Consider the following 17,986-nt stretch of genomic DNA (forward strand, 5'->3'; position numbering starts at 1 on the left):
CTTCTAGAGCAACAGCTTTAACTACATTAATACTTACACTATTACCAGTTGATGATAAGCTTTATCATCGTTAGGATGCAAAATAAAACTATCTGAAAAACCTTGTAACCGTGCTGCTTCGCGGGGAGTAATCCTGCGGACTCGGTTATGAGAGTAAACTCCTAATCTATTAGCATCACTGGCAACAATTGTTACCGAAATCTTATGCGGATCGAGAAATTTATAGACTTCAAAGGAAAAGTTACCGGCTACAGGTTTGTGCTGATTGTTGTTCCCTTGCAGGTACTTTTTTGTTACCAAGGAATCCAAAACTTTATCGAGATTGGGATGAGCCACAAAAGTAGCTATTTGCTCTTTAGTTAATAGCTTGTCATCTGGGTCATGCCCAAATTATTTATTTCGCCTTTTCAAAATAAAACTCTTCATCAACTCAATTTTGTCTAAACTGAACTCGCCTCGCAAACCCAGTTCCCAAGAATGAAGAGAAGTGCCACCGCGATAGTCAATTAGTCGCCTACCCGGTACTGGTAAAGTAACTGAGCGTCGGGATTAATTTCGCTGCTTAAGAGGCATTCCGTTCCCAGATTCAAGGAACGAGCGGCGGATTCAAACGCTAATCTCATGCCCCCTCTTCCTGAGAATAAGTCAATAAAACGGATTTTTTTCAGGGCTATTAAGCCGGCGGTAAAAACTCATCTTTTCTACTATTTTTCAATCGAGGCAGAGCCTCTAGATATTCATTGGTCTTCGAGGAGATTGCCTTGAGAGTCTTCGAGGAGAGTGAGAAGTGCTACAGCAGACTGGGGGTCGAAGCCGATGACCTGAAACTCTTCGACTATAACTTTTTCTTTGTTGGAGCTTTGCGCTATGCTCGTGACAGCTTCGCGAAGATTTTGCATTGCTGTACTGATGATTTCTTTGGATATCATGTTTTCCTCGGCTTGATTCCCTTTTGGATCGCCAGTTTGTAAGTTATTCATGGGTATATTTATTCTCCATAAAAATTGATTGGTATCGACAGCAAAGTCATTCTCAGATGAACCTGTATTTGTAGAGATTCGACTTGGACGAATAGAAATCGCACTAAATCATCCTTCCTCCATGAGTGATCGCTTAACTTTTGAGGCAGTCGCTTCAAAAGCGGCGATCGCTGGGAATACTCCTTTAGAGATGAGGCCAAATATCTCTGATGAAAATTACAAAAGCATTCTTAGTATGCGAGGTACGGAATTGGTCAACACCTCTCGCCTGAGTAGTACCAGTTTCGAGCAGGAGGATATCACGGATGTCGTCATCGTTGTCTTGCTGCGGGTCAAAGTGTCCCCTTGGGACCTCCACTAATCTCTGCATTTCTCTTTCCGCTGGATTCGTGACATTGTCATTCCACTGAGTTTGAGTACGTTGCCAATCTATCGAATAGAAAAAATTATATGTATTTCGATCTTCGTTGGCTGGTAGAGCTGTAAAAACTTCCCCAGAGATAGTATTTAATCGCAAAGTTCCTCGACTTTCTTCTCCTACTTCTCGTTGCAGGGTCTCTAGAGGAGCACCCTCACCATCCGCAGAACCACCAAAAAACTGAGGAGTACCACCCATAAACCAAAGCGTAGGAGGATTCCTATATGGATTCAGATCAGCCTTAATAGGTACGATCATGTATTCACTATTGCATAGAATTACATAGGATTTAGGTCGCTTCTTGCAACGGTTTTTTGCTTTTTTGGCATTGTCACGAATTGTAGTGAACATGATAAATTATCCTGTTTAGTGAACTAGATTGATTTGTGTGAGCATACTCAGTTTTTTTGTTTCTTTCGGTGATAATCGTTCACCTCAGAAGTTAATAGGGGTTAAGGTACTATTCAGCCCAGAAACTTGAGCAAACAGGGCTAAATCATCAAATCGGAATTCCTGAAACCCTAATTCTATGTTATTGAACATGAAGACCCAGACCCTTTTTAGGTACTGGTCTTTTGCTTTTGCGTCATAGGTAAAACCCACCTTCACCAGTTCCAGCTCCAGGGATAACCAATCCCTGGTCACTTGATGAAATGTGACCTATTTCTTCGCCAGACAAACCCCGTAAATGCAAATTCATCCCACCTGGACCATAGGTCAAATCAAAGTTAGCTCTCCAGCCCTGACTCGCAAGCCAGTCAACCCCATAGTTGAGCTTTGCCGTACCTTGCCAAGAACCACCACCAAAAATAGGCGAACTTGGTGTAGAGATATAAGCGTCCCCTCCAAAGGTTGCTAACTTTCCTGTTTGATCCGAGTTCTGAAAATCTACCTTAATATACGTGTGTGCAGGGGGGGGCAATAACTCATACGTTATTGATATCTCTACGTTATAGTTATACTCCACAGGAGAAGGTGGATCAACAGGTGGAGCAGGAGGGGTTGGGATACCTGGGATACCTAAGACCGATCCTATATCTCCTAAATCCTTTGTGGGCCATTTATCAAAAGCACCTTTCAGCACATCTATGGCTCGCTGTATTTGTTGTGAAACCTCATCGGCTTCACGCTCACATTCTTTTTGTTCCTCTTCCTCATCCTCATCATTGTCAGTATCTGGATCTCGACCTTGTGAAGGATTTTGTCGTGCAAACCCTTCCAGCAAAACATGTGCCTGGAACAAAGTAATCATTGAGAAGAACGGTACAAATACCCAACCAGCCACTCCTCCGATCATCAACCCAACCAGCCCGACCAATCCGGCGACTTTATCCTTGAGCTCTGTTAAGACATTTAGAGCATCTGGACTATCTACCCTATATCTTTTTGCGGTTTCCTCTATCTCAATCCACAATCCAATTATTTTATCTTTATCGTCCTTTGAGGTTTCTTCGCCCTCTGTTTTTCCAGCTTCATCGAAAAATTTTGTGATTGCTTCTACCAAACTTGGATCGACAAGCAAGCCTAATCGAGATGTTTCCTTTTCACGTCCTTGTGCTATCTCAGCCGCGAACTCATTTGTGTAGCTTCCGATACGTTCGATGAGCGGGGTGAGTATATCGCTTGGCACAGGTGTCTTCCCACTTGGAGGCAATGCCGGTCTGGTTTCCGGGTTGCCAGAGTTTTGGTAAAGTGCCTTAATGATGCTTTTCCCCTCTTCCCAGATATCATTAGAAAGTTCCCAAATAATCACTCCCTGCGCTCCCACATCCTTTAAAAAATTCAATTTGGTAACAGCAGTGTCTGGAGTTTCAAAGTAGATATTGTGAGTATATCGATAGCTTCCTGAAGCAGAGATAAAAGGAGGTCTAGGTGTACTTCCCGGCACTTTAATATTGCCATTGGCAGCCGTATGAGCATCCGGAAATTGAGCCAGGATATCTTTGTACCGAATCGATTTATACCCTGGAGGTACTTGACCGCTCAGGTCATCTGGGTCTTTCCCGTAGGCAAAATCATAGCCATAGATCGGAACTCCTGCGGCGATCTTATTTCTGGGTATATTTTGTCCTGCACCCTGCCAGTTCACAAATAACGGATTCGTCCAGTACCAAAGTGTGTCTTCCACTGAAAGAATAGGATTATTTACAATCCCACCACCAGGCCACTCTCCCTGTTGTTCTTCAACATATGACTCCTGATTGCGTATCTTATACAGGGTTGTATGTGGCCCCACTGGAGAACTATTCCAAGATCCAGTAAGATCGTAGGTCATAATTCCCAGCCAATCCACATAATCTGCTAATTTTGGGTCATAGTTATTTCCATACCATGAGGTGCCAAAAATAGCTGCGGAAACCAATTTATCAGGAATAGCTTGCTTTAATTTTTGAGCAAACAAAGTCAAAGCAGATCCAGCCGGATGAGGTCCATCACCTTTTGGTCTTCCTCCCTGATCCTGTTCGCCAGGTTTGCCCCACCAACACTCTAAATCCAGGTCTACGCCATCGAGATTGTTTGACTTGACAAAATTTACTACATTTTGTACGGCGCGATCCAGAAGTGGATTATCGGGATTATTTCCTATAGAAGTCATCAAATTGAGGAATCCATAATCAACTGCACCTCCCAGCGCAATTGAGATTCTCGTACCGTTTCGATGTCCGGTGTTGACCACATCTGAGAGGATTGCCTTAACCTCATCCAAAGACTTTGGTTCAAACTCACCGAGATTTACCTCACTAAACATGAGAAATGAGACGATGCCGTGTGTGATGTATCGATACATCTCATCATTGGCATAGTTAAATCCCTCTTTCTTTCTCCAAGTAGGAATATAGGCAATGATTTTAGCTTGTGCGGTAGGCGTGTGAGATGTTTGATCGTACAACTCATCGTAAAACCGCCAACCATTATGATCTGCATCCCCTACCCCTGGTTCTGAAGCCCAGAAGTTGGCATAAAAGATGTTGCCATTGTATTTGACCATCGATCCGGTCGGGTACCCTTCGGGTTTAGCTACCCAGTCAGGAACGTTTGAGTAATCTGTAGAAATTCCCATTTTTCAACTTCTTTCGCTAAATATAGATCCAGGGGTTGGTATTAATTACAGAAGGTTAGTTTGAGTTACTAAACTTCTGTATCCTCAATAACTGCAATTAAAATCAGCTATTCCTACGGCGATTCAGGTTTATGGAATTTGAGGTGTTTGCCCAACTTGTAATTGATCGGGCTATCGAGCGTTACTGGGGTGTGCCAAACACCTGAGTCCAGTAATGCTTGTAGTTGACGCTACCCTGATCGTTTTCCAAAAAGTAGTAACCGACCCCAAGCTCTCGATAGTTAGAATTCAGAATGTTGTCACGATGTCCTGAGCTATTCATCCAGCCTTTAATGGCATCCTCTGGTGTAGAGTGGCCAGCGATAATGTTTTCCGCCACTCGTGAGTAATGATAACCTTCCGCTCTGACCCGCTCCCCCATTTGGCGGTGATCAAAAAAGTCCTGCATTGCCATGCTCCGGCTGTGTTTCTGTGCAGCAGCAGTCAGTTGGGAATTAAGTGTGAGCGGAGATAAACCCACTTTACCACGCTCATTGTTTGTAAGGTCTAGGATTCTTTTCAGAACATCATTATCTGAACCAGTTGAATCACCTACTGCCACTTTTTTAAATGACGAGATGGTATCATTAACTTCATTGTTGAAGCTGGGATATTCGCCTGGTCCAAGTCGGAGGCTTCGACCCTGGAATTTTGAATGTTCAAAAAAGTCCCAAGTGCCGGAGTAAACTTTTATCGAGGATATTTTGTCGTTCCAAAAATCTCCAATCCAGGAAGAGTCCTGCTCAAGAGAACCGGATTTAGTTCCAGAGAAATTGGAATCTGTAAAGATTTCGACTGACATAATTAACGCTCCAAAAATTGAAAAATAGTTATCTCTGGCTTCTTCGGGTCAATATAAATCCCTTGGCAAGTGTTAGTTGCAGAAGGTCAGTTTGATTGGCTAACCTTCTGCACTCTTAATAACTGCTATTAGCAGTGGTTAGTTTGACAAGCTTTCCAAATCTGTTAAGCAGGAATTTGAAGTTTCTGACCAATTTGCAAACTTGTAGGGGAAACGCCAGGATTTGCACCTGCAATTTTGTTCGCGTTCGCATCGCTACCATCACCATAGTAGGCAAGTGCAAGATTGGAAAATGTATCTCCAGACTCTACAGTATGTTGACAGGGGGGTTGACCTTGTTTACTGGACATATTTTTTTCCTTGAAAGATTATTGACGTAGTTGTGTTAGATAAGTAGTTAGACAGAATTAACTACACAAATACATAAATGCAATCATCCTAAATTAGCGACGGGTGCATCTACTAATTTAGTCTTCCACCTCACAGCACCTCTTTCAGGACACTTTGGCAGAATTTAGGAGAATTTGTGGCGAGGGCGGGCGATTGACAAAAAAAACCCGGCCAAAATTGGTCGGGAGTTAGATCCCTCTCTGGATTCAATTTAAATGCGTAGCAGCTTATATACAGCGTATTCCAGGTTTATGAAATACACCTAGAATACGCTGTATATCAAATCCGTTGGCATCGGAACGATTCATCTGTCTCTTCCGTTTCTCTGTATTCTCTGCGCCCTCTGCGGTTTAATTCGGTTCTATAAACAAGAGCGAAAACCGCATAGGGAAAATGCTATTGTCGATCGAGAAATTTGGGCGTCAACTGCTGAATTTGACACGACGAAAGGCACGGCCCCGTGTCCTAATTTTGGATAACTAACGGCGATTAACTTGTAACCAAATTTCCAGCGTCACCAGCAGCCACAGCTTCAGCCCATAGCGGGGAAAAACTTCCCCACGATAGTTTAGCCACTCACGAATTAGTGTTCGATCGAGGTAAGGCGCGATCGCCGCATGACGATTCAGCAACAACGATCGCGCTTGCCGCTGCCAATCCCTCAAAAACCACTGCTGCATCGACATCACCATGCCACTTTTCGGACGGTTAACAATGACATCGGGCAGCAAATCCGCCACAGCAGCCTTGAGAACCGCTTTTTCCTGCGCCCCCGAAAGCTTGTATTCTGGAGGGATTTGCAAACTCAGTGCCACCATCCGCGCATCGAATAGGGGCGATCGAGCTTTTAGTCCCGCCGCAGCCGTGAGATTATTCACCTTGGTCAAAATGTAATCGGCTCCTTTAAACTCAATGTTGAGCCGCATCAGCCGATTCAAAAACGTCGTTTCTGTCTGTTGCAATTCCTCAGCAAAGACGGAAGGCGCATTCTTCACCTTTTCCCAAACCTCCGGCTTCAGCAAACGCGGCAAATCCACATAGCATTTTTGAAACGAAGTCAAGTAAGCTGCGATCGGATCTGGTTTACCCTGAATCGAACCATACAAACTGTTGAGTAACATCGGCTTATTTTTCGGCCCGCCAAAGCACGGATCGCCACCTTCGCCATTCAGTACCACGTCTGCAAATTGCTTTGCCGATCGCCCCAACAGCAAATTGGGAACCGTCAAGCCTTCCCCCACCGGATCATCCATCGCCGCCAGCGTTTCCGGTAGCAACTCCCAAATTTGCTTTGGCGAAACCTCTAAAATATGGTGCTCAGTACCGCAATGTGCCGCAACGAGGTTGGCAAATTCAATCTCGCTGGGATATTGAGCGCCAAAGTGCATCGAAAAAGTGTGCACCGGGCGATCGTGCAGTCTTGTGGCGATCGCCGCGACGCAACTTGAATCAATACCACCCGAAAGATATGCTGCGACTGGTTCGCCCGCTGGTAGCGCTTCCTGCACCAGTTGTTCCAAAAGCGATCGCACTTGTTGACTATGCCATTCCAAAGGGCGATCGGCGTTAGTAATTTGCTCCTGTGGCTGCCAGTATCTGTGCGCCTCAATATCCGGTAAGTACAGGTAGCTACCGGGCCGCAACTCTCGCACGGCTTCCCACAGCGTTTGTGCTCCGGGTACAAATGCACAGCACAAGTAGTCGCGCAAAGCAACTAAATCAAGTTCTCGATCGTGATACGGATTGAGCGATCGCAGTCGAGGCGCAATCCAGCGAGTCGTTCCTGTACGGGTGTAATAGAGGGTTTTTGCTCCCACGCGATCGCGCCCCAGACACAAGGTTTGCTCGTCTCGATCCCACACAGCAAGGGCAAATTGTCCTGAGAGCAAGCTCAGTGTTTTAGTACCGTACTGTTCCCATAGCCGCGCGACGATCGCCAAATCGGTCAATCCCTCGGTATCAATCTGTTGTTTGAGCATTGGGGTGCGATCGAAGCAGCAGTCACCTACCAGCACAAATCGCTGATTGGGGCTGAAGGTGGGTTGAGCTCCGATTATGGCAAAACCGGAAGTTGCCCAAGTTGCAGGGTGCGATCGGGCTTCTGGGCCCCAAGCAATGACCCAATTCGGGTTAATCAACTTCTGATTTTGCATCGATTTAGTTATACTAATTCTCAAATTTTATGCAACAGTAGCTGGTAGGGTGCGTCGCCACCCTTAATATCGTTTCCGGTTGTATCGGAATGATTTAACCGCAGAGGGCGCAGAGAACGCAGAGGGAGAGAATACAGAGAGGAATAATTCCGATGCTACCGGATTTGATATAACTCCTTACTCGCATAGCTAAAATCTCGCAGCGACGCACCGGTGCATACAGGGCGACAGTCAACAAACTCAACACTCATGATAGTTGCAAGAGGAAAGGAGAATTGGTATTAAATTAAAAAATGTTTGAAAGCAGCTTATAAATCAATCTAAAAATAGCTGTGCCAGCGATCGCACCCAAAGCACCCAACCATCCCACAAACAACACGCCAGTAATCGGAGAATTCGGATAAATCGCACCTGCCGCCGTCTGTAAAACCGGGAAAAACCACAGCAAAGCCACAGTACCTGCACCAATAATCAACATCTCAGTTTGTTCGATCGCCCTGCGATACTGGCCGTAAATCAAACCCGCCACAATCATCCCCAACAATCCGATACTCAAGCCAGGAGAGGGCAGCAAACTCGTCAGGGCGATCGCCAGCACCCCCGCCTCAAAACCCGTAAACGCCGCCCCCGACAAAACCTCCCAAATCGAAAAAGTCGCTCTCTGCGAAGGTTGCAGCCCTCCGGGAGGTGTTGCAGGAACCCGTACAGGATGAGGCGGCAGAGTTGGTTGAAGAGGTATGGGAGGCTGCGCCACCACGACTGTAGGTGGTTGAGAAGGTTGTTGAGGCCCAGACATCAGAGCCGCTTCCACCTCACTCGCAGATTGAAACCGCTGGCTGGGAGCTGATAATAACATTCGATCGAGAACATGAGCCAAACGCGAACTTACCTGCACCCGCGAATGCCAATTCCATTCGTTTCTATAACTATCAAAAAGCTCCGTCGGCTGCAAACCACTCAGCAAAGTAATACAAGTCACAGCCAAAGCATACAAATCCGTTGCCGGATAAACTTCTTGCCCGCTCATCTGTTCTGGGGGAGCGTAACCCAAAGAATAAATACCAGTCGAAGCTTTTGCACTCCCAACACTTTGTGTTACTTGTTTAACAGCCCCAAAATCTAATAAATAAAGCCGACCGTTTTTACCCCGCATAATATTAGCAGGTTTAATATCCCGGTGAATCGAACCGCGAGAGTGTACAAAATCGAGAACCTTCAAAATTTCCCGCAGCACCTCCACCGTTTCCGCCTCCGAAAATCGGCCTTTAACAGCCTGTTCATCCTCCAAATTTTTACCGTCAATAAATTCTTGAACCAGATAGAAAAACTGATCGTTTTTTCCCGGCTGCAAACTCGTAACAGTCAGCTCAAAAAACGCCAGCAAACTCGGAATTTGGGAATGTTCGTTTCCCAGTTCTTCCAGCACCGCCGCTTCCCGTTCAAACAGAGTTTGAGCGATTTTTAGCTGGGGCGGAGTCAGACTTACCGACGGCTGCAAAAGTTTAGCAACGCACTGCCGCATCGCCGGAGTATCCCGGTCTCTGGCCAAAAACGCCGCCCCAAAACCGCCTTGACCCAACAACCTCACGGGCAAATAGCGGCCCCTCAAAATCATGGGCATCCCGCAAGCGGTGCAAAACTTTTGCTGCACCGTTTTCAGCCGCGAACTGTCATCGAGGTCGGGAAAAGAGTTTTGAGGGCGCGGGCAGCCCGGGCGGGTGCAGTAAACTTCCATTTTTGTTTGCTAAGAAGAGGGAAGAAGGAAGAGGAAAGAAGGAAAAGGGAAGAACGAAGAAAAAGTGATGGTTAAACCAGATTTCGATTTCTCAACTCACCGCGAACTGCTAACTGCCAGCGACCTAAGAGATTAACTTCCCGCCGAATTGGGAGTTCCTATTTCTATGAATCCCAAATCGAGCGCCGGGGGTTCTTTCTTCTCCAGGATGGTCGAATAAGTAGCAAACTGAGGCAAAATTTCATTGCTGAAAGCCTCTGCTGCTTTAGAACGGTAGCGGTTGGGGTTGTAAATCAGCGACAAAATGCGAGTTACCAAAACTTCGTCCATTTGAGATTTGTGCAAGACGCCCATGAGCAACTCTTTTTCGATCGCCGAAACCGAGACAAAAGCAGCTCCCAGCCCCGACTGAACGGCATTTTTAATGGCTTCGATCGAATTTAGTTCCATCTCTATTTTCAAGCGGCGCGTGTCAATGCCGCAGCGAGTCAGTACCTGATCGATTACTTTGCGGATCGTAGACTGCGAATCGAGGGATATAAACTGCAATTTGTAAAGGTCTTCTTTTTGGATAGTTTCTTGTTGTACCATCGGGTGAGATGGAGGAAGAATCAGAGCCAGTTCGTCCTCAGCGTAAGGAACAATTTCTAAAGCTTCTACAAGTTCGGTAGGAATTTCTCCGCCAACAATTGCCAAATCGATTTGCCCGTTGGCCACACTCCACGCCGTGCGGCGGGTCGAGTGAACGTGAAGCTGTACTGCTACATCCGGGTACTTTTGGCGAAACATCCCAATCATCCGGGGCAGCAAATAGGTTCCCGTTGTTTGAGAAGCGCCGACGATCAAAGTACCACCTTGGAGATTTTGCAAGTCTTCCAGGGCTCGACAAGTTTCCTGGCAAAGCGATAAAATTTTCTCGCCGTAACTCAGCAGCAGGTGTCCGGCTTCGGTTAGTTGCGCCCGCCGCCCCCCCCGGTCAAACAGCGGCACGTCCAATTGTCTCTCTAAGTTTTGCACCTGCAAGCTAACTGCTGGCTGGGATACATAGAGGCTGTCCGCGGCGCGTTTGAAGCTTCCTTCAGAGGCGATCGCCTTGAGAATGCGTAACTGGTCTAAAGTGAAAGGAAGGTCAGACATATATCTAAATTGTCAGTAGGTGTAGGGGCGGGTCTTCTGTCAATCTCTGCGGTCAATCGACAAGCTGGTTCGATTTGGTGTGCAACAGTCGGAGTTGACTTCGATGCCAGTCATTTGGCTGCAACACACGCAACCTTAAAGTCAGTTGTACTCGTCCTCTGTCTGCGGTCTTTAGTTGCTATTGGGTCACTAATGACTGATGACTGATGAGTGATGACTGATAACCGCTGAATGCTCCCATAGATACTTTGTGACACAAATTGGCCGAGAATCAATAACTTTTCTTAATATTTGCAATGACGATCGACTTGGCGCTCGACTCCCACTTAGTTATTCTGGGCTTATTACTGGTTTTTGCGATCGCCCACAGCGGTTTAGCAGCCCTCCGGCCCAAAGGTGAAAAGCTGATCGGGCCGAGACTTTACCGCGTTTTGTTTGCCCTTGTCAGTTTGCCGCTAGCCGTCATTCTGATTGTCTACTTTTTCAACCACCGTTACGACGGCGTACAGCTTTGGCAAGTACAGGGATTACCCGGAGTTAAACCTGCAGTTTGGATACTTTCGGCAATTTCCTTTCTGTTTCTGTACCCAGCAACTTTCAACCTCCTAGAAATTGCCGCCGTCCAAAAGCCCCAAGTTCACCTCTACGAGACTGGCATCATTCGCATCACTCGTCACCCGCAAATGGTGGGACAAGTGATTTGGTGCGTGGCCCACACCCTGTGGATTGGCACTAGCTTTACCCTCGTCACTTCCATCGGTTTGGTACTTCACCACCTGTTCGGAGTGTGGCACGGCGACAGACGACTTCAGGCTCGTTTTGGAGAATCCTTTGAAACCATCAAATCTCGAACCTCAATCATGCCTTTTTTGGCAATCATACAAAAGCGTCAAACCCTTGATTTGCTTGAGTTTCTGCGCCCTTCCTACGTAGGTGTAGTCATTTTTACTGGTTTGCTGTGGGAAATTCATCCTTTTTTGATGCGTGTCACTAGGAACATATACTGGTAGCATGATCCCTAGGATAGAAAAAAATTATTAAATTTTGAGGGCTCATGGTGTTGTCGGTTAGCGAACGCACTTTTGCACAAGAGGTTTTTCAAGCCTCTACCCCCGTTTTAGTTCACTTTTCGGCTCCTTGGTGCGGTTTGTGCCGCGCGATCGACCCCACGCTTAAGACTTTTGAAGCACAGTGGGCAGGAAAAGTCAAGCTCGTAGGGGTGAATGCCGATCAATGTTTCAAGTTGGCCCACACTTATCGGCTGACAAGTCTGCCCACGCTGATTTTGTTTGAGGGCGATCAAGTTCGATTTAGATTGGAAGACTACCAAGGACGCGAGGAACTGCGGCGGACTCTGGATGCCTGGATGCTGGCCGCTCACGTAGTTTCCCCATCTCAACGGCTGCAACTTCAGGAAGTAGCCAACAGGTAACGGCTGCAAGTTATTCGGCTTTTAGGTAGAAATCAGAAGCAATTCCTCATTTGTCGATCGGCCACCTGAGCGCCAAATGTCGCATTCCTGAACCCCGAAACAGTGTTTTTTACAAAAATATAGTGTGAAGCGCCAGGGTATCGGTTAAAAAACCAGGTTTCTTGATTTCTTTCCGTCCAAGCTCGATTTGTCAGTCTATATTTGGGCATAGATTTAAGGCGAACTAGATCGATCGGCTCGATCGGAAAATAGGCAGTAGGTCTCAAGCGTTGTCGATCGACAACGCTTGAGAATTACAACAAGTATTTCTGCCGGGTCGCGCAGGCGTGTGTCACAATTGTTTACAGTTTTGGCCATATCTAGTAGAAACTTTAAACTACCTATCAGTCATGGAACTGCTTTATCAATACGCTTGGCTGATTCCTGTCCTGCCACTGGCAGGCGCAATGCTAGTAGGTCTAGGCTTAATCACCTTTAACCAGGCAACCAACAAACTCCGACAAGCGAATGCGATATTAATCGTGTCCGCACTCGGAGGGTCAATGGTACTCTCCTTCGCATTGCTGTGGAGTCAATTACAGGGCCACGCACCCTACACCCGCAGTATTCAGTGGGCTTCTGCTGGCAACTTCTCGCTGAATATGGGCTATATCATCGACCCGCTGACGGCGGTGATGCTGGCGATCGTCACTACGGTCGCCTTTTTGGTGATGATTTACACCGACGGCTACATGGCTCACGATGACGGCTACGTGCGCTTTTACGCCTACCTGAGCATCTTCAGCGCCTCAATGTTGGGTCTCGTAGTCAGCCCGAACATCGTTCAGATTTACATTTTCTGGGAACTCGTAGGTATGTGTTCGTACCTGCTAGTCGGATTTTGGTACGATCGCAAACCCGCTGCTGACGCTTGCCAAAAAGCTTTTGTCACCAACCGCGTCGGCGACTTCGGCCTGCTGCTGGGCATCCTCGGCATTTACTGGGCCACCGGCAGCTTTGAATTTGAGGTGATGGGCGAACGCCTGCACTCCTTAGTAGAATCCGGTGCTCTTTCGGCGACTCTGGCGACAATCTTCGGCGTCCTCATATTTTTGGGCCCAGCAGCCAAATCCGCTCAATTCCCCCTCCACGTCTGGCTACCAGACGCAATGGAAGGCCCGACACCGATTTCGGCCTTAATCCACGCCGCGACAATGGTAGCCGCCGGCGTATTCCTGATCGCTCGGATGTACCCAGTGTTTGAAGGGCTGCCGGCAGTCATGAATTTGATCGCCTGCACCGGCTGTTTTACGGCATTTATGGGCGCTTCGATCGCGATTACCCAAAATGACATCAAAAAAGGCCTCGCCTACTCCACCATCTCCCAACTCGGCTACATGGTGATGGCAATGGGCGTCGGCGCTTACAGTGCCGGACTTTTCCACTTGATGACTCACGCTTACTTCAAAGCAATGCTGTTCCTGTGTTCAGGTTCAGTGATTCACGGGATGGAAGCAGTTGTAGGCCACAACCCGGCTCTGGCTCAAGATATGCGAGTCATGGGCGGCTTGCGGAAATATATGCCGATTACCGCTTCTTGCTTTTTAATCGGAAATTTGGCAATCTGCGGAATTCCGCCGTTTGCTGGTTTTTGGTCAAAAGACGAAATCCTCGCCAGCGCCTTCTCCGCAAATCCCGCTCTGTGGGCTGTTAGCTGGCTGACGGCCGGGATGACCGCGTTTTATATGTTTCGGATGTATTTCAGCACCTTTGAGGGCGAATTCCGGGGCAATAACAACGCTATCAAACAGCAACTTCTGCAACCGGGTTTAGTTTTCGGCCCGGGAGCGATGAACGTTAAGGAATTGGCATCAACTGACGACAGTCACGATGAGCACGACCATTTGCCTCACGAATCTCCTCTGACAATGGCTCTGCCGTTAGTGTTGCTGGCAGTACCTTCTGTGTTTATCGGTTTTCTCGGTACGCCGTTTGCCAATTATTTCGAGCAGTTTGTTCGCGCGCCTGGGGAGTCTCTCGAAGAAGTTTTGGAACACGCTGCTGAGTTCAATTTGACGGAATTTTTGATTATGGGCGGAAGCTCTGTAGGTATTGCTTTGCTGGGCATTACTTTGGCTTCTCTGATGTATTTGAGCCGTAAAATTGACCCAAGTGCGATCGCCCAAAAAATCAAACCGCTTTACGAGTTCTCCCTGAACAAGTGGTATCTCGACGATATCAACGATTTTCTCTTTGTCAAAGGCAGCCGCCGTTTAGCGCGGCAAGTCATGGAAGTTGATTTGCGAGTCGTCGATGGTGTCGTCAACTTAACAGGGTTTATCACCCTGGTTAGCGGCGAAGGTTTGAAATACTTTGAGAGCGGTCGCGCTCAATTTTATGCTCTGATTGTGTTTGTCGCAGTTCTGGGTTTTGCGATCGTTTCTGGAGTCGGTTAAATCTGTAGAGATACGGCATTGTCCATTAGTGTCAACTTTCCCGGTAAAACCGATAGTCCGATAGTCCGACAGGGAATGAATTCCCTGTCTCAAAGCTAAAGTCTTCGCTATGAGGACTGAAGAACTCCTTAAACCTCTTATTGTGGAACAGGCATCTTGCCTGTTCAATACTGGCTTTTTTGGAGATATCTATTAGTCCTCTTGAGAGGACTTTCGCTATTAGCCAGGGAATTCATTCCCTGGCGGACTCGCCCAATTGCAGATGAGCGGCTGAAGTTGACACCAAGGGGCAATGCCATTTCTCGCCAGAAGATATTTTAAGAACGGGCATTAGCTCAATAACTCACAATTGACAATTAGCAAAGAGAAATAAATCTTTCATTAAACTTAACTGTTGCGATCGCATAATTTGTCCAGATAATAGCAAAAAAAAATGTTCCGTCTAAAGAAAGTATAAAATTTAGGCTAAAATTGGCAAAATGTGTTTAAACCTAATAACTGATGGATCATTTTAAAACGCAATGGATACAGCTAACTTTCCCTGGTTAACAACAACAATTCTGTTTCCCATTGCTGCGTCCTTGCTGATTCCTTTAATTCCCGATAAGGATGGCAAGACGGTGCGGTGGTATGCCCTAATTGTGGGTTTGATCGATTTTGCCCTACTTGTTTACGCTTTTTACACTCAGTACGACTTCAGCAATCCAGATTTGCAACTGGTAGAAAGCTATACTTGGGTGCAGCAACTCGATTTGAATTGGTCGGTGGGTGCTGACGGTTTATCAATGCCGCTGATTTTGCTGACTGGTTTTATTACTACTCTGGCTACTTTAGCTGCTTGGCCTGTCACCTTTAAACCGAAGCTTTTTTACTTTTTGATGCTGACAATGTACGGCGGCCAAATCGCAGTTTTTGCCGTGCAGGATATGTTGCTGTTTTTCCTGGTTTGGGAACTGGAATTAGTCCCGATTTACCTGATTTTGTCCATCTGGGGCGGCAAGAAGCGCCTCTATGCAGCAACTAAGTTTATCCTATACACCGCAGGCGGTTCGCTGTTTATTTTGCTGGGCGCGCTGACGATGGCGTTTTACGGCGATACGGTGACTTTCGATATGCGGGCGATCGCAGCTAAAGATTACGCCCCCAATGTAGAATTGCTCCTTTACACAGGTTTCTTAATAGCTTACGGTGTCAAACTGCCGATTTTTCCGCTGCACACTTGGCTCCCTGACGCTCACGGGGAAGCAACCGCACCCGCCCATATGTTGCTAGCAGGAATTCTGCTAAAAATGGGCGGTTACGCTTTACTGCGGATGAATGCGGGAATGCTCCCGGATGCTCACGCTACCTTCGCACCCATCTTGGTAATTTTGGGTGTGGTTAACATTGTTTACGCCGCCTTAACTTCTTTTGCTCAGCGCAATTTGAAGCGAAAAATTGCTTATTCTTCGATTTCGCACATGGGGTTTGTGCTGATTGGGATAGCTTCGTTTACCGATTTGGGAATTAGCGGTGCAATGCTGCAAATGGTTTCCCACGGTTTAATTGGGGCGAGTTTGTTCTTCATGGTAGGTTGCACTTACGATCGCACTCACACCCTGATGCTCGATGAAATGGGCGGTGTGGGGCAGAAAATGCGTAAGGTTTTTGCGATGTGGACTGCTTGTTCTATGGCTTCTTTGGCTTTGCCGGGAATGAGCGGTTTTGTAGCAGAATTGATGGTATTTGTGGGTTTTGCAACGAGCGATGCTTACAATCCGGTGTTTAAGGTTTGTGTGGTATTTCTAGCTGCTGTCGGGGTGATTTTGACTCCGATTTATCTGCTGTCGATGCTGCGTGAAATCTTCTACGGGCCTGAAAATAAGGAATTGTCGGATCACGAGGAATTGGTGGATGCGGAACCGCGAGAAGTGTTTATTATTGCGGCTCTGTTAGTGCCGATTATCGGTATCGGTTTGTATCCTAAGATGCTGACTCAGGTTTATGATGCGACTACTGTACAGTTGACTGCAAAGTTGCGCGATTCTGTGCCTTCCTTGGTGGCTAAGGCTGCTACGGATAAAACTGTGTCTTTGAGAGCACCTGCGATCGAGCCGAGTAAGTTGTGATTTGAACTGGATTTAGGAATAAAACCCCCAAACTTAATTTTTAAAATGGTTTGGGGGTTTTGTATATATCGGCTCGAAGTAAATCGATTAGATTGGGATTTTTAAACCGCAGATTTCAGCAGATAAACACAGATGAACGCTGATGTAATTTTCAGTATTGTCGTTCCTCAAAAAGCATAAAAGAGCATGATAGGCTATATTCGATGTTGCAACTGCAATATAATTAATAGTTGGGCAAGATAAAAAGTTTTAGCCTAAGAGGGAGACGGAAAAATGAGTGACGACATACTTGGCTCGAAAGATGCGGTCGTGCTCTCAGCGGAAAGCATGAATAGCGATGATATCCGCGCGACGATCCAATCAAATATTGACTTTGTGAATGCACTATTTCAAGAGCTTCTGAATCTCTCAGAAATTTCTCACGACGCACTCCTCAGTTACTACGTTGATTACTACCTCGGGCAGGTGAATAATGGCGGTTTTGCTCAGTTTGTCTATAACACAAGGTGGCAGCCTGCTGTCATCGCGCTAGTTAAAGAAGGCCTTGGGAAAATCGGCGCGACACAACATACCGATCTTTTTGCAAAAGGAGAGGCGCTGGTTACAGCACGAAAGACAAAGTTAGCATCGTTCTTTTCGAGTGAGTTATTCGGCGAAAATGCTGAGAGAGACAGGCTAAATGGCATAAATGAGGACTTTTATTCGATCGAACAAGAGGAGAGTCTCGAACGATTAAATGCTAACTGGTTAAAAGCGCGCCCCGGCCTGATTGTTGTAGCAGAAGATCGAATCCAACAGGAAGTCACTCGACGAGCATTGAGTATTTCCGATCGCGAGGCCCGGCTCGCCCAGGCCCGTGTTGCCGAGCCGAGATACATTAAACTGATACGAGCCTTGTGCCATGCAGCCGGCCATAAGCTTGAGCGCGTTACGGCAGGCGATACTATGAATGAGTACGGTGGCCAAAGAATACTCGCTTGGCACTTTATTACCGATAAGGGGCATCACTTTATGGTGGAGGCTGACGGGAAGGCAATGATGTTTTCTGGAAAGTCCAAGGAACAGATTGCGGAGCTGGTAGTCGTATAATTATGCAGCCAAATTAATAGTTAGGTTGATGCACTATCTTTTTTAGTCTTTACTCTTAATTGTTCTTATTTCTATACTTGCTAGAATAAAAGGGAATACTAACCGAACTGCAAAGCGTTATTGTTCTGCCAAGAGTGCGATATTTGTTAAGGGCGATCGCACCCTCGCAAGTTGTAATTTGAACCGGATGCCAGGAAGAAAACCCCA

General features: G+C 46.6%; 15 protein-coding genes. 5 read left to right on the forward strand and 10 right to left on the reverse strand.

Features of this window, described 5'->3' with window-relative positions; all coding sequences use genetic code 11:
* Window positions 1-33: 33 nt before the first annotated feature.
* The 10 genes from QUB51_RS00895 to QUB51_RS00940 form a co-directional block, all read right to left on the reverse strand.
* The gene (locus QUB51_RS00895) at window positions 34-336 is read right to left on the reverse strand and encodes a DNA cytosine methyltransferase (RefSeq protein ID WP_333233952.1); all 303 of its coding nucleotides are present in this window, start codon (window positions 334-336) and stop codon (window positions 34-36) included.
* 170 nt (window positions 337-506) lie between these two features.
* Window positions 507-623 carry a hypothetical protein gene (locus QUB51_RS00900; RefSeq protein ID WP_333233953.1) on the reverse strand — a complete coding sequence of 39 codons (117 nt, stop codon included), beginning with the start codon at window positions 621-623 and terminating at the stop codon, window positions 507-509.
* 114 nt (window positions 624-737) lie between these two features.
* Window positions 738-980 (reverse strand): hypothetical protein, encoded by a 243-nt coding sequence (locus QUB51_RS00905; protein WP_333233954.1) that lies wholly within the window; start codon window positions 978-980, stop codon window positions 738-740.
* A gap of 184 nt (window positions 981-1,164) precedes the next feature.
* Window positions 1,165-1,596 carry a hypothetical protein gene (locus tag QUB51_RS00910; RefSeq protein WP_333233955.1) on the reverse strand — a complete coding sequence of 144 codons (432 nt, stop codon included), beginning with the start codon at window positions 1,594-1,596 and terminating at the stop codon, window positions 1,165-1,167.
* 388 nt (window positions 1,597-1,984) lie between these two features.
* A complete protein-coding gene (locus QUB51_RS00915) occupies window positions 1,985-4,459 on the reverse strand; it encodes a glycoside hydrolase family 18 protein (RefSeq protein WP_333233956.1) in 2,475 nt (824 codons plus the stop codon).
* Between the two features lie 181 nt (window positions 4,460-4,640).
* Entirely contained in the window at window positions 4,641-5,300 is a 660-nt protein-coding gene (locus QUB51_RS00920; RefSeq protein ID WP_333233957.1) for a CAP domain-containing protein, read from the reverse strand.
* A 164-nt stretch (window positions 5,301-5,464) separates the two neighbouring features.
* The gene (locus QUB51_RS00925; protein ID WP_333138832.1) at window positions 5,465-5,650 is read right to left on the reverse strand and encodes a LysM domain-containing protein; all 186 of its coding nucleotides are present in this window, start codon (window positions 5,648-5,650) and stop codon (window positions 5,465-5,467) included.
* Between the two features lie 519 nt (window positions 5,651-6,169).
* Complete coding sequence (locus QUB51_RS00930) at window positions 6,170-7,843, reverse strand: asparagine synthase-related protein (RefSeq protein ID WP_333259577.1); 1,674 nt, start codon at window positions 7,841-7,843, stop codon at window positions 6,170-6,172.
* A gap of 286 nt (window positions 7,844-8,129) precedes the next feature.
* Entirely contained in the window at window positions 8,130-9,578 is a 1,449-nt protein-coding gene (locus tag QUB51_RS00935; RefSeq protein ID WP_333259574.1) for a protein kinase domain-containing protein, read from the reverse strand.
* Between the two features lie 132 nt (window positions 9,579-9,710).
* Window positions 9,711-10,715 (reverse strand): LysR family transcriptional regulator, encoded by a 1,005-nt coding sequence (locus QUB51_RS00940; RefSeq protein ID WP_333054398.1) that lies wholly within the window; start codon window positions 10,713-10,715, stop codon window positions 9,711-9,713.
* Window positions 10,716-11,011: 296 nt separating this feature from the next.
* On the opposite strand from QUB51_RS00940, the gene QUB51_RS00945 reads away from it, so the two are divergent.
* The 5 genes from QUB51_RS00945 to QUB51_RS00965 all read left to right on the forward strand — a co-directional run bounded on the left by QUB51_RS00945 (window position 11,012) and on the right by QUB51_RS00965 (window position 17,779).
* Entirely contained in the window at window positions 11,012-11,725 is a 714-nt protein-coding gene (locus tag QUB51_RS00945) for an NnrU family protein (RefSeq protein ID WP_333054397.1), read from the forward strand.
* Window positions 11,726-11,769: 44 nt separating this feature from the next.
* Window positions 11,770-12,147 carry a thioredoxin family protein gene (locus QUB51_RS00950; RefSeq protein ID WP_333054396.1) on the forward strand — a complete coding sequence of 126 codons (378 nt, stop codon included), beginning with the start codon at window positions 11,770-11,772 and terminating at the stop codon, window positions 12,145-12,147.
* A gap of 389 nt (window positions 12,148-12,536) precedes the next feature.
* Window positions 12,537-14,582, forward strand: coding sequence for an NAD(P)H-quinone oxidoreductase subunit 5 (locus tag QUB51_RS00955; RefSeq protein ID WP_333209223.1), 2,046 nt, complete (start codon window positions 12,537-12,539; stop codon window positions 14,580-14,582).
* A gap of 521 nt (window positions 14,583-15,103) precedes the next feature.
* The gene (locus tag QUB51_RS00960; protein ID WP_445243124.1) at window positions 15,104-16,690 is read left to right on the forward strand and encodes an NAD(P)H-quinone oxidoreductase subunit 4; all 1,587 of its coding nucleotides are present in this window, start codon (window positions 15,104-15,106) and stop codon (window positions 16,688-16,690) included.
* Window positions 16,691-16,963: 273 nt separating this feature from the next.
* On the forward strand, window positions 16,964-17,779 hold the full coding sequence (locus tag QUB51_RS00965; RefSeq protein ID WP_333054394.1) for a DMP19 family protein: 816 nt from the start codon (window positions 16,964-16,966) through the stop codon (window positions 17,777-17,779).
* Window positions 17,780-17,986 lie beyond the last annotated feature (207 nt).

It is taken from the genome of Microcoleus sp. AT8-A3 (assembly GCF_036705675.1).
Taxonomy (GTDB): domain Bacteria; phylum Cyanobacteriota; class Cyanobacteriia; order Cyanobacteriales; family Microcoleaceae; genus Microcoleus.

Excerpts from the sequence above, each read along its gene's own strand:
- QUB51_RS00900 (WP_333233953.1), bottom strand. The coding sequence starts at position 623 with ATGAGATTAGCGTTTGAATCCGCCGCTCGTTCCTTGAATCTGGGAACG.
- QUB51_RS00905 (WP_333233954.1), bottom strand. The coding sequence starts at position 980 with ATGAATAACTTACAAACTGGCGATCCAAAAGGGAATCAAGCCGAGGAA.
- QUB51_RS00910 (WP_333233955.1), bottom strand. The coding sequence starts at position 1,596 with ATGGGTGGTACTCCTCAGTTTTTTGGTGGTTCTGCGGATGGTGAGGGT.
- QUB51_RS00915 (WP_333233956.1), bottom strand. The coding sequence starts at position 4,459 with ATGGGAATTTCTACAGATTACTCAAACGTTCCTGACTGGGTAGCTAAA.
- QUB51_RS00920 (WP_333233957.1), bottom strand. The coding sequence starts at position 5,300 with ATGTCAGTCGAAATCTTTACAGATTCCAATTTCTCTGGAACTAAATCC.
- QUB51_RS00925 (WP_333138832.1), bottom strand. The coding sequence starts at position 5,650 with ATGTCCAGTAAACAAGGTCAACCCCCCTGTCAACATACTGTAGAGTCT.
- QUB51_RS00930 (WP_333259577.1), bottom strand. The coding sequence starts at position 7,843 with ATGCAAAATCAGAAGTTGATTAACCCGAATTGGGTCATTGCTTGGGGC.
- QUB51_RS00935 (WP_333259574.1), bottom strand. The coding sequence starts at position 9,578 with ATGGAAGTTTACTGCACCCGCCCGGGCTGCCCGCGCCCTCAAAACTCT.
- QUB51_RS00940 (WP_333054398.1), bottom strand. The coding sequence starts at position 10,715 with ATGTCTGACCTTCCTTTCACTTTAGACCAGTTACGCATTCTCAAGGCG.
- QUB51_RS00945 (WP_333054397.1), top strand. The coding sequence starts at position 11,012 with ATGACGATCGACTTGGCGCTCGACTCCCACTTAGTTATTCTGGGCTTA.
- QUB51_RS00950 (WP_333054396.1), top strand. The coding sequence starts at position 11,770 with ATGGTGTTGTCGGTTAGCGAACGCACTTTTGCACAAGAGGTTTTTCAA.
- QUB51_RS00955 (WP_333209223.1), top strand. The coding sequence starts at position 12,537 with ATGGAACTGCTTTATCAATACGCTTGGCTGATTCCTGTCCTGCCACTG.
- QUB51_RS00960 (WP_445243124.1), top strand. The coding sequence starts at position 15,104 with ATGGATACAGCTAACTTTCCCTGGTTAACAACAACAATTCTGTTTCCC.
- QUB51_RS00965 (WP_333054394.1), top strand. The coding sequence starts at position 16,964 with ATGAGTGACGACATACTTGGCTCGAAAGATGCGGTCGTGCTCTCAGCG.